We start from the raw sequence: 15,034 nt of genomic DNA, 5'->3' as shown, positions 1-15,034 counted from the left end.
CTTTGACCACCGTGGGACCGTCCTCGCTCTGCTGCTCTTCGCGAGAACGATCCCTTCTCTCCGGGGGACCGGCCCGGTTTCTCCCCAGGAGTACGACCTTCCCTTTACCCGCGAGCGGGACCTACGTCTCCTCGGGTGATCGCGGCGGGCTGACCGTCGTGCGCGGCGAGCGTCGCTGGGACGAGGTGCGCACGATCAGCTCCGTCGGTATCACCTGCTCCACCGGCCGGTCGGATTCCACTCCCTCGATGGCGTCGATGAGGAGCTGCACCACCGCCGTGCCGATGCGGCGCGGCTTCAGGGAGAGCGTGGTGATCGGCGGCTCGGTGTTGGCGTACACGGTGGACTCGCTGCAGCAGACCAGCAGCAGGTCGTCCGGGACGCGCAGGCCGTAGCGGCGGGCCGCGGCGAGCAGGTCGGTGCCGTTCGGGTCGAAGAGTCCGTACACCGCGTCGGGCCGGTCGGGCCGGGCGAGGAGCCGGTCGGCGGCCACGGCTCCCGCGCACGGATCGTGCGCCGGGTAGGCCTCGTACACCGGATCCTGGCCCACCCGCTCGCACCAGCGCAGGTAGGCGGTGGTCGACAGGTGGGTGTACGTGTCCGTCGACGTGCCGGTCAGCAAGCCGATACGGCGGGCGCCGGCGTCGGCCAGGTGGTCCAGGATGCCGAGGACGGCGGCCTCGTGGTCGTTGTCGACCCAGGCGGTGACCGGCAGCGCGCCGGCAGGGCGGCCGTCGGAGACGACCGGCAGACCCTGCCGGACGAGTTCGCTGACGACCGGGTCCTGGTCGGAGGGGTCGATGACGACGGTGCCGTCCAGGGCGACGTTCGACCACACGTCGTGGCGGGAGGTCGCGGGCAGGATGACGAGGGCGTAGCCGCGGGCGAGCGCGGCCGAGGTGGCGGCCCGGGCCATCTCCGCGAAGTACGCGAACTCCGTGAAGGTGAACGGTTCATCCCCGTACGTGGTCACGGTCAGGCCGATGAGTCCCGACTTGCCGGTACGGAGGGTCCGGGCGGCGGCCGAGGGGCGATAGCCCAGCCGGTCGGCGACCTCGCGGACATGGCGCCGGGTGGCGTCCGGGAGCCGGCCCTTGCCGTTGAGGGCGTCGGAGACGGTCGTGATGGAGACTCCGGCTGCGGCGGCCACGTCTCTGATGCCCGCCCGACCGGGCCTGCTGCCTCGCCGTGAGGTTTCCGCGCGGCTCACCTGGTGCTTCCCTGCTGCTGTCATGGCGAGCCGATAGTAGGGCTCATGCGGTGGGGTAGTGCGGACGCATATGCACGCGTTGACAGGCACGTTTCTGCATGATCATTTATTGACAATTGCTTTGGAAACCAAGGGTGTTGAGCGTTCTCATGGCAGTACGTGTCTTGTCGGCGTGTACGGGCCTGCCAAGTGGGCGATGTTGCGAAGAGGTCTCAACTCACCTTCACGAGGGATGCGCGCCACGGCGTGCACCACCGGCGCGTAGATATATGTGAGGCGCGCCCCCGGATTCGTACGCCTTGGTGCGGTGATGCCCCTGATGCCGGTGGGAAGGGGATGCCGAAGGCCCGCTGCTCGGTCGTTGCTATACGCAGCGGCGCCGAATCCTCATAAGGTGAGGAGTATTGGATGTCGGCGGCGGTCATGGGCCGCCGGTCTTCACGAGGAGGACTGCGGTGAGCGAGACGAGCCCCAAGCTGCGCGCCGAGCTGGAGGGGATCCCCACCTACAAGCCGGGCAAGCCCGCCGCGGCAGGTGGTCCGGTGGCCTACAAGCTGTCCTCCAACGAGAACCCGTATCCGCCGCTGCCGGGCGTGATGGAGAGCGTGACGGCGGCGGCCGGCAACTTCAACCGCTACCCGGACATGGCCTGCACGGGGCTGATGAACGAGCTGTCCGAGCGGTTCGGGGTGCCCCTCTCCCATCTGGCCACCGGCACCGGTTCGGTCGGCGTCGCCCAGCAGCTGATCCAGGCCACCGCAGGCCCCGGCGACGAGGTCATGTACGCCTGGCGGTCCTTCGAGGCGTACCCGATCATCACGCAGATCAGCGGCGCGACGTCGGTACAGGTGCCGCTGACGCCCGGGGATGTGCACGACCTCGACGCGATGGCCGACGCGATCACCGACCGGACGCGGCTGATCTTCGTCTGCAACCCCAACAACCCCACGGGCACGGTGGTGCGGCGGGCGGAGCTGGAGCGTTTCCTGGACCGGGTCCCGAGCGATGTGCTGGTGGTCCTCGACGAGGCCTACCGCGAGTTCATCCGCGACCCCGAGGTGCCGGACGGCTGTGAGATCTACCGCGACCGGCCCAACGTCTGCGTCCTGCGGACCTTCTCCAAGGCGTACGGCCTCGCCGGCCTGCGTGTCGGATTCGCCATCGCCCACGAACCGGTGGCCGCGGCGCTGCGCAAGACGGCGGTGCCGTTCGGCGTGAGCCAGCTCGCGCAGGAGGCGGCGATCGCCTCGATGCGGGCCGAGGACGAACTGTTCGGCCGGGTCGGCTCGCTGGTGTGCGAGCGCGCGCGCGTGGTCGACGGGCTGCGCTCGCAGGGCTGGACGGTGCCCGAGACCCAGGCCAACTTCGTGTGGCTGCGGCTGGGGGAGCGCACGGTCGCGTTCGCTCAGGCGTGTGAGCAGGCGGGTGTGGTGATCCGGCCGTTCCCGGGTGAGGGTGTGCGGGTGACGATCGGGGAGGCCGAGGCGAACGACATCTTCCTGAAGGTGTCGGAAGGGTTCCGCAAGGAGCTGTAGCCGTCGTCTCCGAGAGCCGGATTCAGGTTTCCAGCAGTTCCACGCGCACGGGTTCGCCGTCCCGCACTGTCGCGAGCAGACCGGGGTCGCCTTCGAGACGGCCGAGGACATTGCACGGGCTTGCGAGGCGGCACTCGTCGCCCTGTGAGATCGGCGTGGGTCCGTAGGGGAGAGCGAGGGCACCGCCGTCGGTCCAGAAGGCGACGGTGCCCGGCTCGACGACCTCGCGCGCGCCTGTTTCACGTGAAACCGACACTCCTGTGTCGAAGTACACCTCCTTACCCCACGTGCGCGCTGTCGAGACGAGGGGCAGCGCTTTGGCGAGGGCCTGACTCGTCGGGGTGTCATCGAGCGACGCCGTGAGATGGCCCGCGGGCCAGGAGATCCGTATCCGTAGCGGTGTCTGCATGCTGCCCGATTCAACAATATGTTGAAGTTCGGGCCAAGGGGCCGGTTGTGACCGGCGCGACAGGGGACCCCCTCCAGGGCTCGAAAGTCCGTGCTGCATAATGGCTTGTGAATGTGAACGCTTTCACAAGCGTAGTGTAAGGAGCGGCGACGTGGACCTGGCTTTGGCGCCGGAGACCCTGGCGCGATGGCAGTTCGGCATCACCACCGTCTACCACTTTCTGTTCGTCCCCCTGACGATCTCGCTGGCCGCGCTCACGGCCGGTCTGCAGACGGCGTGGGTGCGGACGGAGAAGGAGAAGTACCTCCGGGCGACGAAGTTCTGGGGCAAGCTCTTCCTGATCAACATCGCGATGGGTGTGGTCACCGGCATCGTGCAGGAGTTCCAGTTCGGCATGAACTGGTCGGACTACTCGCGCTTCGTCGGTGACGTGTTCGGTGCGCCGCTGGCCTTCGAGGCCCTGATCGCCTTCTTCTTCGAGTCGACCTTCATCGGCCTGTGGATCTTCGGCTGGGACAAGCTGCCGAAGAAGATCCACCTGGCCTGCATATGGATGGTCTCGATCGGCACGATCCTGTCGGCCTATTTCATCCTCGCGGCCAACTCCTGGATGCAGCACCCGGTCGGCTACCGGATCAACGAGGCGAAGGGCCGGGCCGAGCTCACCGACTTCTGGCTGGTGCTGACCCAGAACACCGCACTGGCCCAGGTCTTCCACACGCTCACCGCGGCCTTCCTGACCGGTGGCGCCTTCATGGTCGGCATCGCCGCCTTCCACCTGGTCCGCAAGAAGCACGTCCCCGTGATGAAGACCTCGCTGCGGCTGGGCCTGGTCACCGTCGTCATCGGCGGCCTCCTCACCGCGATCAGCGGCGACGTGCTCGGCAAGATCATGTACCAGCAGCAGCCGATGAAGATGGCCGCGGCCGAGGCGCTGTGGGACGGCGAGAAGCCGGCTCCCTTCTCGGTCTTCGCCGTCGGCGACGTCGACAAGGGCCACAACAAGGTCGCCATCGAGATACCCGGCCTGCTCTCCTTCCTCGCCAAGGACGACTTCACCTCGTACGTGCCCGGCATCAACGACGTCAACAAGGCCGAGCAGGAGAAGTACGGGCCCGGTGACTACCGGCCCAACATCCCCGTCGCCTACTGGGGCTTCCGGTGGATGATCGGCTTCGGCATGACGTCGTTCGCCATCGGTCTGGCCGGGCTGTGGCTGACCCGCAAGAAGTTCATGCTGCCGCAGCACCTGAGGGTGGGCGACGACGAGGTGCCGCATCTGGTGCTGCTGCCGAAGAAGGCGCTCGGCCCGACCCTCACCAAGTGGTACTGGCGCATCGCGATCCTCACCCTGGGCTTCCCGCTGATCGCCAGCTCCTGGGGCTGGATCTTCACCGAGATGGGCCGTCAGCCGTGGGTCGTCTACGGCCTGTTCCAGACGCGTGAGGCGGTCTCCCCCGGTGTCTCCCAGGCCGAGGTCATCACGTCGATGGTCGTCTTCACCACGCTGTACGCGATCCTCGCCGTCGTCGAGGTCAAGCTGCTGGTCAAGTACGTCAAGGCGGGCCCGCCGGAACTCACCGAGGCCGACCTCAACCCGCCCACGAAGATCGGCGGCGACCCCCGTGACGCCGACAAGCCGATGGCCTTCTCGTACTAGGCCGAGGGAGCTGCACAGTCATGGAACTGCACGACGTCTGGTTCGTCCTGATCGCCGTCCTGTGGACCGGCTACTTCTTCCTGGAGGGCTTCGACTTCGGGGTCGGCGTGCTCACGAAGCTGCTCGCCCGTAACCGGCCCGAGAAGCGGGTGCTGATCAACACCATCGGCCCCGTCTGGGACGGCAACGAGGTGTGGCTGCTCTCGGCGGGCGGCGCGACCTTCGCCGCCTTCCCCGAGTGGTACGCCACGCTCTTCTCCGGCTTCTACCTGCCCCTGCTGCTCATCCTGGTCTGTCTGATCGTCCGGGGCGTCGCCTTCGAGTACCGCGTGAAGCGGCCCGAGGAGAACTGGCAGCGCAACTGGGAGACGGCGATCTTCTGGGCCTCGCTGCTGCCCGCGTTCCTGTGGGGTGTGGCCTTCGCGAACATCGTTCGGGGCGTGAAGATCGACCAGGACTTCAACTACGCCGGCGGCGTCCTGGACCTGCTCAACCCGTACGCACTGCTCGGCGGCATGGTCACGCTGGCACTGTTCACCTTCCACGGGACGGTGTTCGTCGGCCTCAAGACGGTCGGGGACATCCGTGAGCGGGCGCGGAAGCTGGCGCTGCGCGTCGGGCTGGTGACCGCCCTGCTGGCCCTCGCCTTCCTGCTGTGGACGCAGGCCGACCGGGGTGACGGTTCGTCGCTGGTGGCGATGGTCGCGGCGGTGGCGTCGCTCCTCGTGGCCCTGGCCGCGGCCCGGGCCGGGCGTGAGGGCTGGGCGTTCGCCCTGTCGGGTCTCACCATCGTGGCTACGGTGGCGATGCTCTTCCTGACGCTCTTCCCGAACGTCATGCCGTCGACGCTGAACCCGGACTGGAGCCTGACGGTCACCAACGCCTCGTCCAGCCCGTACACACTGAAGATCATGACCTGGTGTGCCGGGATCGCCACTCCGGTCGTCCTGCTCTACCAGGGCTGGACGTACTGGGTGTTCCGCAAGCGGATCGGCACGCAGCACATCGCCGAGACCGTGCACTGAGGTGTGTTTCACGTGAAACCGATCGATCCGCGTCTGCTTCGGTACGCCCGTGCCACCCGGGTCTTCCTGGTGGCGGTCGTGGCCCTGGGGGCCGTAGGGGCGGGGCTGGTCATCGCGCAGGCGATGCTCATCGCCGAGGTGGTGGTCGGAGCGTTCCAGCACCGCATGGCGGTGTCCGAACTCGGCACTCCCCTGCTGCTGTTGGCCGCGGTCGCGGTCGGCCGGGCGCTGGTCGGATGGCTCACCGAGCTCGCCGCGCACCGGGCGAGCGCGGCCGTGAAGTCCGAGCTGCGGGGCCGGCTGCTGGAGCGTGCCGCAGACCTGGGGCCCGGCTGGCTGAGCGGGCAGCGGACCGGTTCGCTGGTCGCCCTGGCCACCCGGGGGGTGGACGCCCTCGACGACTACTTCTCCCGGTATCTGCCGCAGTTGGGTCTCGCGGTGGTCGTGCCGGTGGCGGTGCTGGCGCGGATCGTCACCGAGGACTGGGTCTCCGCGGCCATCATCGTCGGCACCCTCCCGCTCATCCCGGTCTTCATGGTGCTCATCGGCTGGGCGACCCAGTCCCGGATGGACCGTCAGTGGCAGCTGCTGTCGCGGCTGTCCGGGCACTTCCTGGACGTCGTCGCGGGGCTGCCGACGCTGAAGGTCTTCGGCCGGGCCAAGGCGCAGGCCGAGTCGATCCGGCACATCACCGGCGAGTACCGGCGGGCGACCATGCGGACGCTGCGGATCGCCTTCATCTCCTCCTTCGCCCTGGAACTGCTCGCGACGATCTCGGTGGCGCTGGTCGCCGTGACGATCGGCATGCGGCTGGTGCACGGCGAGATGGACCTGTACATCGGCCTCGTCATCCTGATCCTCGCGCCCGAGGCGTATCTGCCGTTGCGGCAGGTCGGGGCGCAGTACCACGCGGCGGCCGAGGGGCTCGCCGCCGCCGAGGAGATCTTCGAGGTCGTGGAGACGCCCGCCCCGGCGTCCGGTTCCACGGCCGTGCCGGAGGGCGCGCTGTCCTTCGAGGGCGTGACCGTCCGATACCCGGGGCGGTCGGCGGACGCCGTCTCGGACATGACCTTCAGCGTCGAGCCCGGGGAGACGGTCGCGCTGGTCGGGCCGAGCGGCGCCGGCAAGTCGACGCTGCTGAGTGTCCTGCTGGGGTTCGTGCGACCTGACGAGGGCCGGGTGCGGGCCGGGGGAGTCGATCTCGCCGGTGCCGACCTGGAGGCATGGCGTTCCCGGATCGCGTGGGTACCGCAGCGGCCGCATCTGTACGCCGGGACGATCGCCGAGAACGTACGGTTGGCCCGGCCCGACGCCGGCGACGACGCCGTACGGCAGGCGCTGCGGGACGCCGGGGCGCTGGAGTTCGTCGACGCGTTGCCCGAGGGCGTGGACACCGTGCTCGGCGAGGACGGCACCGGGCTGTCCGCCGGGCAGCGGCAGCGGCTCGCACTGGCCAGGGCGTTCCTCGCGGACCGGCCCGTGCTGCTGCTCGACGAGCCGACGGCGGCGCTGGACGGGGCCACCGAGGCCGAGGTCGTCGCGGCGGTGCGGCGCCTCGCGGGCGGCCGGACGGTGCTGCTGGTGGTGCACCGGCCGGCGCTGCTGGAGGTCGCGGACCGGGTCGTGCGGCTGGCGGAGCCCGAGAACTCCGCCGCCTTGACAGTGGCGTCCGCGGTGGCCGGGGGCGCCGTGACGCGGCCTGTCGAGGTCGAGCCCCGCACCCCGGCAGAGCCCCTCGGACAGCCGGCTTCGGGCGGCGTCCTCGCCCGCGTCCGCGCCATGTCCGGTGCCCGTCGCGGACGGCTGGGACTCGCGCTGCTGCTCGGGAGCCTCGCGCTGGGGAGTGCCGTGGGGCTCATGGCCACCTCCGGCTGGCTGATCTCGCGGGCCTCGCAGCAGCCGCCCGTGCTCTATCTGATGATGGCCGTCACCGCGACGCGGGCGTTCGGGATCGGGCGGGCCGTGTTCCGGTACGCCGAGCGGCTGGTGTCGCATGACGCCGTGCTGCGGATGCTGGCGGACACCCGGGTCGCGGTGTTCCGCAGGCTGGAGCGGCTGGCGCCGGCCGGACTGCGCCGGGTCCGCCGGGGCGATCTGCTCTCCCGGCTGGTCGCGGACGTGGACGCGCTGCAGGACTACTGGCTGCGGTGGCTGCTGCCGGCCGGGGCGGCCGTCGTCGTGTCGGCCGCGTCGGTCGGCTTCACGGCATGGCTGCTGCCCGAGGCCGGTGCCGTGCTCGCGGCCGGGCTCCTGGCGGCGGGGGTCGGCGTGCCGCTGATCACCGGCGCGGTGGCCCGGCGGGCCGAGCAGCGGCTGGCGCCCGCCCGCGGGATGCTCGCGACGCGGGTGGCCGATCTGCTCACCGGCACCGCGGAGCTGACCGTCGCAGGTGCCCTGCCCGCGCGGACCGCCCAGGCCCGCGAGGCCGACCGGGCGCTCACCCGGATCGCCTCGCGCGCCGCCACCGCCACGGCCCTCGGGGACGGTCTCACCGCGCTGGTCTCCGGACTGACCGTCACGGCCGCCGCCCTGGCCGGGGCCCAGGCGGTCGCCGCAGGACGGCTGGACGGCGTGACCATGGCCGTCGTCGTCCTGACCCCCCTCGCCGCCTTCGAGGCCGTGCTCGGGCTGCCGCTGGCCGTGCAGTACCGGCAGCGCGTGCGGCGGAGCGCGGAGCGGGTGTACGAGGTGCTGGACGCACCGGAGCCCGTGACGGAGCCGGAGCGGCCCCGCGAGGCGCCCGCCTCACCGTTCCCGGTCGTGCTCAGAGGGCTCACCGCCCGGTACGCCGGGCAGGAGCGGGACGCGCTCGCCGGGCTCGACCTGACCCTCGGCGAGGGCCGCCGGATCGCCGTGGTCGGACCCTCCGGCTCCGGCAAGACCACACTGGCGCAGGTGCTGCTGCGGTTCCTCGACGCGGAGGCCGGTTCGTACGTGCTGGCGGGCGTGGACGCCTACGCGCTGCACAGTGACGACGTACGGGGGCTCGTCGGGCTGTGTGCGCAGGACGCGCATCTCTTCGACAGCTCGCTGCGCGAGAACCTGCTGCTCGCCAGGAAGGACGCCACCGAGGACCACCTGCGCGCCGCGCTGCGCCGCGCCCGGCTGCTGGACTGGGCCGACAGTCTGCCCGACGGCCTCGACACGCTCGTGGGCGAGCACGGGGCACGTCTGTCGGGAGGCCAGCGGCAGCGTCTGGCGCTGGCCCGGGCGCTCCTGGCCGACTTCCCCGTCCTGGTGCTGGACGAGCCCGCGGAGCACCTCGATCTGCCGACCGCCGACGCGCTCACCGCTGATCTGCTGGCCGCGACCGAGGGCCGGACGACGCTGCTCATCACGCACCGGCTGGCGGGCCTCGAAGCGGTCGACGAGGTGATCGTGCTGGACCGCGGACAGGTGGTCCAGCGCGGTTCCTACGCGGAGCTGCTGGCGATGGACGGGCCGTTGCGGGAGATGGCCGGGCGGGAGGCGGCGTCGGAGTCGGTGGCGGCAGCGCGGTAGCGGGCCGGGGCCGGTGCGCACTGGGCCGTTCGGCGCAGCCGGTCCCCCAGCCGTACGACGTGAACAGGACCGGGCCCCCAGTCCTGGGTGACGATCGCTGACATGCGCTCATATCGCCGCCATCGGCTCGTGGTTCCGGTCCTGCTGTGCGCGCTGGCCGTGCTCGCGGCCCGGCCGACGGCGGCGCCCGAGGAACCCGGGAGCGAAACCGGGACCGGCACGGAGGCGGGCCCGAGCGCCGAGGTGGTGCGGCTGTACGAGGAGGCCGCGGTGGCGACACAGCAGTACGAGGCCGGCCGCGAGGAGGCCGAGAGGCAGCGGGCCGAAGCACTGCGGGCGGAGGAACTCCTGGACGCGCAGCGGCGGCACATCGCCGCCCTGCACGAGGACCTGGGCCGGATCGCCCGGGCCCAGTACCGCACCAGCGGTGGCCTGCCGGTGGCCGCGCACATGATCCTCGCCGACAGCCCCGACGGCCTGATGCGAGGTCAGCACGCCTTCTCGCAGGCGCATCTCGCCGTGAACAACGCGATCTCCAAGAACCGGCGCGCCGAGGCACGGCTGACGGCGGACGAGGCCAGGGCCGCGGACCGGTGGCAGGCGCTGGAGAAGCGCAACCTGCAACTCGCCGGGCTGAAGGCGGGCATCGAGCAGAAGCTGGAGACGGCCCGCTCGCGGCTCCAAGGGGAGGCGGACGCCGCGGTCGCGGCCGGGGCGTGCCGTGGAGCCGTCCGGCTCGACCAGCCGGAGACGGGGTTCACCGACGGCGAGTGGGTGGCCCCGGTCGAGACGTATGAACTGTCCGCGTCCTACGGCAGCGGCGGTGCACGGTGGTCCAGCCGCCACACGGGGCAGGACTTCGCGGTGCCGATCGGCACGCCGGTGCGGGCCGTGGGTGCGGGCCGGGTGGTGAAGGTGTCCTGCGGCGGAGCTTTCGGCATGGAGATCGTGCTCAAACACGCGGGCGGCTACTACACGCAGTACGCCCACCTCGCTTCCCTTGCGGTCGACCAGGGGGAGCACGTCAGCCCAGGCCAGTGGATCGGCCAGTCGGGCACCACGGGCAACTCCACCGGGCCGCACCTGCACTTCGAGGCGCGGGTCACTCCGGAGACGGGGTCGGCGGTGAACCCGGTGTCGTGGCTGGCGGAGCGCGGGGTGTCCCTCTGAGACACCCCGGTCCCGGCGGTTACGGCAGTTCCGCCAGCAACTGCTCGATCACGACCGCCACCCCGTCCTCGTTGTTCGCGACCGTCCGGCCCGAGGCGGCGGCGATCACGTCCGGGTGGGCGTTGCCCATCGCGTACGAGCGGCCCGCCCAGGTCAGCATCTCGACGTCGTTCGGCATGTCGCCGAAGGCGACGACCTGCTCGTGCGAGATGCCGCGCTCGGCGCAGCACAGGGCGAGGGTGCTGGCCTTGGACACTCCCGGGCCGCTGATCTCGAGCAGGGCGCTGGGGCTGGAGCGGGTGACATTGGCACGGTCGCCGATGGCGAGGCGGGCCAGGGTCAGGAAGGCGTCGGGGTCGATCTCGGGGTGGTAGGCGAGGATCTTCAGTACCGGCTCCGCGGCGGCCGGGTGGTCCGGGCCCAGCAGTTCCTCGGCCGGGGCGAGGCTGTCCGGTATCTCCATGTGCAGCTTCGGGTATGCCGGCTCCTGGTAGAAGCCGTACGTCTGCTCCACCGCGTACACGGTGCCCGGCGCCGCGTCGCGCAGCAGTCGTACGGCGTCCAGGGCGTTCTCCCGGGCCAGCTCCCGCACCTTCACGAACCGGTGGGTGCCCGGGCCGCCGTGCAGGTCGACCACGGCGGCGCCGTTGCCGCAGATGGCCAGGCCGTGGCCGTGCACGTGGTCGCTGACGACGTCCATCCAGCGGGCCGGGCGGCCCGTGACGAAGAAGACCTCGATGCCCGCCTGCTCGGCGGCGGCCAGCGCGGCGACCGTACGCGGGGACACCGACTTGTCGTCGCGCAGCAGGGTGCCGTCGAGGTCGGTGGCGATCAGTCGCGGCGGGAGGGTCTTGGCCGCGGTCTCGGGCTGTCGGGTCGCTGAGGTCACCCGGCCATTGTCCCGCACATGCCTGCACGGGCGTGCGGGGCTCCGCACAGGTGAGTGGATACCGCCCTGATACCGCCCCGACCAGAGGTTCCCCGGCCGGTCCGGCGACGCTCAGCGCAGCTGCGCCGGCGCCTCCATCGCGATCTGCTCGAAGACCTTCTCCTCCGCCGCGAACGGCGAGTCGGGGATCGGCCAGTGGATCACGATCTCCGTGAAACCCAGCTCCGCATGCCGTCCGGCGAAGTCCACGAACGCGTTCAGGGACTCCAGCGGGCCGTTGCGGTCCGGTGTGAAGCCGGTGAGCAGGACCCGGTCGAGGCCGGTCATGTCCCGGCCGACCTCGGCGCAGATGTCGTCGAGCCTCTCAGCCTGCCCGCGAATGGCCTGAATCGACTGTTCGGGAGTGCCGTTCTCGAAGAGTTTCGGGTCGCCGGTGGTCACCCACGCCTGGCCGAACCGGGCGGCGAGCCGCATCCCCCGCGGACCCGTCGCGGCCACCGCGAACGGCAGCCGGGGCCGCTGCACACAGCCGGGGATGTTCCGGGCCTCGTGGGCGGAGTAGAAGTCACCCTCGTAGGACACGGCGTCCTCGCTGAGCAGCCGGTCGAGCAGCGGGACGAACTCGGCGAAGCGGTCGGCGCGCTCGCGCGGTGTCCACGGCTCCTGGCCGAGCGCGGTGGCGTCGAAGCCCGAGCCGCCCGCGCCGATGCCCAGGGTGACCCGCCCTCCGGAGATGTCGTCGAGGGAGATCAGCTCCTTGGCGAGCGTCACGGGGTGCCGGAAGTTCGGGGAGGTCACCAGGGTGCCCAGCCGCAGCCGGTCGGTGACGCCCGCGGCGGCCGTGAGGGTCGGCACAGCGCCGAACCACGGGCCGTCCCGGAAGGTGCGCCAGGACAGGTGGTCGTAGGTGTAGGCGGTGTGGAAGCCGAGCTGCTCCGCGCGCGTCCAGGCCGCGCGGCCGCCTTCGTGCCAGCGGCGGTACGGGAGGATCACGGTGCTCAGGCGCAGACTCATGGGATCGAGCCTAAGGGAGCCCGGTGGGCCACCCGTGTTTCACGTGAAACCAGTCACCCTGAGTGTCTGGTCACACCACCCGGTCAGTGCGGGCCGGGAAAGCGCAGGTAGCGCGGCGGTACGACCTCGGTGAGCCACACCCCGTTGGCGCTGACGTGGAAGACGTGGCCGTCGGCGTGCATGGCGGACGCGTCCACCCCGAGCACGACCGGCTGCCCCCGGCGGGCTCCGACACGGGTCGCCGTATCCCGGTCGGACGAGAGATGGACGGCGTGCCGGTTCATCGGACGGAGGCCCTCGGCCCGGATCGCATCCAGGGTGCGGGCGACGGTGCCGTGGTAGAGGTGCGCGGGCGGGGTGGCCGATGCCAGCCCGAGGTCGACGTCCACGCTGTGGCCCTGACTGGCGCGGATCCGGGTGCCTTCGACGGCGAAGCGCCGCTTGTCGTTGGTGGCGACGACATGGTCCAGTTCGTCGCGGGTGAATAGGAAGCCGTGCGCGGTGGCTGCGGCGATCAACGTGTCGATCTCGACCCAGCCGGCCTCGTCGAGCGTGAGCCCGATGCGTTCGGGCTGGTGGCGCAGATGCTTCGACAGGTACTTCGACACCTTCACGGTGCGTCTTTCGTCCATTCCCCCAGGGTGCGGGAGAGATGCGAATCACGCGATCGAGTTTCACCTCGCAGGTTTGATCCACAGCCAAGTATGGTTATCCACAGGGGAATTGGCGATTCTGTGGACAACTTCCCTTCACCGCAGGGGCTTTGGGCCTCATTTCGCAGGGGCGGGCCTCACGTCACACCGGCGGCTTCAGTCGCGCGATGCCCCGCAGTGCTCCCGGCGCCCACCGTGACAGCCAGCGCGCACCCCGCGCCTCCGGTGTCACCGGCACCACCGCCTCGTCGCGCGTCACCGCCCGCAGGATCGCACGGGCCACCTTCTCCGGCGGGTAGTTGCGCAGTCCGTACAGACGGGCGGCGCGCTTCTGCAGCCGCTTCTCCTCCCCGGCGTCGACTCCGGCGAAGTGCGCCGTCGAGGTGATGGCCGTGTTGACGAACCCCGGACACACCGCCGTCACGCCGATCCCCTGGCCTGCCAGCTCCGCCCGCAGGCATTCACTGAGCATCAGCACGGCCGCCTTGGAGGTGCTGTAGGCGGGCAGCGCCCGGGACGGCAGATACGCCGCGGCCGACGCCACGTTGACGATGTGGCCGCCCTGCCCCCGCTCGGCCATCCGCCGGCCGAAGAGCCGGCAGCCGTGGATGACACCCCACAGGTTGACGTCCAGGACCTTCCTCCAGTCCTCCGGCGTGGTGTCGAAGAAGGAACCGGACAGTCCGATCCCGGCGTTGTTGACGAGGACGTCCACCACTCCGTACTCGGTGGTGACCTTCTCGGCGAGCTTCTCCATGGCCTGCTCGTCGGAGACGTCGACCGTCTCCGCCCAGGCTTCGGGGGCGCTCAGCAGGCGGGACTGCTCGGCGGTGCGGGCCGCCGCCTCCGCGTTCCGGTCGACGGCCACCACGCGCGCTCCGGCCTCGGCGAACGCGAGCGTCGCCGCCCGCCCGATGCCGCTGCCCGCCCCGGTGACCAGCACGAGCTGACCGCCGAACCGCTCGGCGTGCTCGCCGCTCGCCACCACCGGGGACCGGCCGCCCTCGACGGACGTCACGAACTCGTCGATCCAGGAGGCCAGCTGGTCCGGGCGGGTGCGCGGGATCCAGTGCCCCGCCTGGACCGTCCTGCGGGTCAGCTGCGGAACCCACTGCTCCAGTTCATCGTGGAGCCGCTCCGAGAGGAACCGGTCCTCCAGCGGCGTGATGACCCGCACGGGCGCGTGAGCGTGCGCGTCCGGGCGTGGCGCGCGCAGCCGGGGCCGGACGTTGTCCCGGTACAGCCAGGCCCCGCGGGCCGCGTCCGACGGCAGGGACGCGGTGGGGTAGCCGTCCCGGGGCACCTTCTCGACGCGCTCCAGCACCCGCGGCCAGCGCGTGCCGAGCGGGCCGCGCCAGGCGAGCTCGGGCAGCACGGGCGTGTGCAGCAGATACACGTACCAGGACCGGGCGCCCTGCCCGAGCAGCTGGCCGACCCGGCGCGGGGTGGGCCGCTTCACACGCCGGGCGATCCAGTGGCCGAAGTGGTCGAGGGACGGCCCGGACATCGAGGTGAACGAGGCGATGCGGCCTTTCGTGCGCTCGACGGTGGTGAACTCCCAGGCCTGCACCGAGCCCCAGTCGTGCCCCACCAGGTGCACCGGCGCGTCCGGACTCACCGCGTCCACGACGGCCAGGAAGTCGCCCGTCAGCTTCTCCAGCGTGAAACCGCCCCGCAGCGGCCGCGGCGCCGTCGACCGGCCGTGGCCGCGGACGTCGTACGCCACCACGTGGAAGCGTCCGGCGAGCCGCCCGGCGACCTCGGACCACACCTCCTTGCTGTCCGGGTAGCCGTGCACCAGGACGACCGTCGGCCGTCCCGGATCCCCCATCTCGGCCACGCACAGCTCGACTTCGCCGGTCCGCACCCAGCGCTCCCGCGCGCCCGTCAGCAACGTCATCCCGCGAATCTGGCAGTTGTTAGAGAGTTCGTCAATAGGGGCTCCCCAGGGGCTCCCCGGGTGTGGTA

Annotated in this window: 11 protein-coding genes; 5 read left to right on the top strand and 6 right to left on the bottom strand. The window is 71.0% G+C overall.

All coding sequences use genetic code 11. The features are described from left to right. Positions 1-121: 121 nt before the first annotated feature. Positions 122-1,234 carry a LacI family DNA-binding transcriptional regulator gene (locus RFN52_RS19905; RefSeq protein WP_161364716.1) on the bottom strand — a complete coding sequence of 371 codons (1,113 nt, stop codon included), beginning with the start codon at positions 1,232-1,234 and terminating at the stop codon, positions 122-124. Positions 1,235-1,665: 431 nt separating this feature from the next. Here RFN52_RS19905 and hisC point away from each other — a divergent pair, with 431 nt between their 5' ends. Beyond that, positions 1,666-2,745, top strand: a complete 1,080-nt coding sequence (hisC, locus tag RFN52_RS19900) for a histidinol-phosphate transaminase (RefSeq protein WP_184847943.1) — start codon at positions 1,666-1,668, stop codon at positions 2,743-2,745. A gap of 22 nt (positions 2,746-2,767) precedes the next feature. Here the strand turns inward: hisC and RFN52_RS19895 are convergent, their stop codons facing one another. Next, positions 2,768-3,154, bottom strand: a complete 387-nt coding sequence (locus RFN52_RS19895) for a cyclophilin-like fold protein (RefSeq protein ID WP_184847942.1) — start codon at positions 3,152-3,154, stop codon at positions 2,768-2,770. Positions 3,155-3,305: 151 nt separating this feature from the next. Here RFN52_RS19895 and RFN52_RS19890 point away from each other — a divergent pair, with 151 nt between their 5' ends. The 4 genes from RFN52_RS19890 (at position 3,306) to RFN52_RS19875 (ending at position 10,510) form a co-directional block, all read left to right on the top strand. Then, positions 3,306-4,814 carry a cytochrome ubiquinol oxidase subunit I gene (locus tag RFN52_RS19890; RefSeq protein ID WP_184847941.1) on the top strand — a complete coding sequence of 503 codons (1,509 nt, stop codon included), beginning with the start codon at positions 3,306-3,308 and terminating at the stop codon, positions 4,812-4,814. Positions 4,815-4,834: 20 nt separating this feature from the next. After that, positions 4,835-5,839, top strand: coding sequence for a cytochrome d ubiquinol oxidase subunit II (gene cydB, locus RFN52_RS19885; RefSeq protein ID WP_184847940.1), 1,005 nt, complete (start codon positions 4,835-4,837; stop codon positions 5,837-5,839). Positions 5,840-5,851: 12 nt separating this feature from the next. Next, positions 5,852-9,340, top strand: a complete 3,489-nt coding sequence (gene cydD / locus RFN52_RS19880; protein ID WP_184847939.1) for a thiol reductant ABC exporter subunit CydD — start codon at positions 5,852-5,854, stop codon at positions 9,338-9,340. A gap of 102 nt (positions 9,341-9,442) precedes the next feature. Next, positions 9,443-10,510 carry a M23 family metallopeptidase gene (locus tag RFN52_RS19875; RefSeq protein ID WP_184847938.1) on the top strand — a complete coding sequence of 356 codons (1,068 nt, stop codon included), beginning with the start codon at positions 9,443-9,445 and terminating at the stop codon, positions 10,508-10,510. A gap of 19 nt (positions 10,511-10,529) precedes the next feature. On the opposite strand, the gene RFN52_RS19870 is transcribed toward RFN52_RS19875, so the two are convergent. From RFN52_RS19870 to RFN52_RS19855, 4 genes are all read right to left on the bottom strand, one after another. After that, a complete protein-coding gene (locus RFN52_RS19870) occupies positions 10,530-11,399 on the bottom strand; it encodes a Cof-type HAD-IIB family hydrolase (RefSeq protein WP_311241001.1) in 870 nt (289 codons plus the stop codon). Between the two features lie 111 nt (positions 11,400-11,510). Further along, on the bottom strand, positions 11,511-12,413 hold the full coding sequence (locus tag RFN52_RS19865; RefSeq protein WP_107456521.1) for an LLM class flavin-dependent oxidoreductase: 903 nt from the start codon (positions 12,411-12,413) through the stop codon (positions 11,511-11,513). A gap of 83 nt (positions 12,414-12,496) precedes the next feature. Then, positions 12,497-13,045 carry an RNA 2'-phosphotransferase gene (locus RFN52_RS19860; RefSeq protein WP_184847937.1) on the bottom strand — a complete coding sequence of 183 codons (549 nt, stop codon included), beginning with the start codon at positions 13,043-13,045 and terminating at the stop codon, positions 12,497-12,499. 163 nt (positions 13,046-13,208) lie between these two features. Then, positions 13,209-14,966 (bottom strand): SDR family oxidoreductase, encoded by a 1,758-nt coding sequence (locus tag RFN52_RS19855; RefSeq protein ID WP_184847936.1) that lies wholly within the window; start codon positions 14,964-14,966, stop codon positions 13,209-13,211. Positions 14,967-15,034 lie beyond the last annotated feature (68 nt).

The organism is Streptomyces collinus (assembly GCF_031348265.1).
GTDB lineage: Bacteria > Actinomycetota > Actinomycetes > Streptomycetales > Streptomycetaceae > Streptomyces > Streptomyces collinus.
Note: the sequence above shows the minus strand (reverse complement) of the source record. Positions and strands in the feature narration are given on the sequence as shown.

Excerpts from the sequence above, each read along its gene's own strand:
- RFN52_RS19905 (WP_161364716.1), bottom strand. The coding sequence starts at position 1,234 with ATGACAGCAGCAGGGAAGCACCAGGTGAGCCGCGCGGAAACCTCACGG.
- RFN52_RS19895 (WP_184847942.1), bottom strand. The coding sequence starts at position 3,154 with ATGCAGACACCGCTACGGATACGGATCTCCTGGCCCGCGGGCCATCTC.
- cydB (WP_184847940.1), top strand. The coding sequence starts at position 4,835 with ATGGAACTGCACGACGTCTGGTTCGTCCTGATCGCCGTCCTGTGGACC.
- RFN52_RS19875 (WP_184847938.1), top strand. The coding sequence starts at position 9,443 with ATGCGCTCATATCGCCGCCATCGGCTCGTGGTTCCGGTCCTGCTGTGC.
- RFN52_RS19865 (WP_107456521.1), bottom strand. The coding sequence starts at position 12,413 with ATGAGTCTGCGCCTGAGCACCGTGATCCTCCCGTACCGCCGCTGGCAC.
- RFN52_RS19860 (WP_184847937.1), bottom strand. The coding sequence starts at position 13,045 with ATGGACGAAAGACGCACCGTGAAGGTGTCGAAGTACCTGTCGAAGCAT.
- RFN52_RS19855 (WP_184847936.1), bottom strand. The coding sequence starts at position 14,966 with ATGACGTTGCTGACGGGCGCGCGGGAGCGCTGGGTGCGGACCGGCGAA.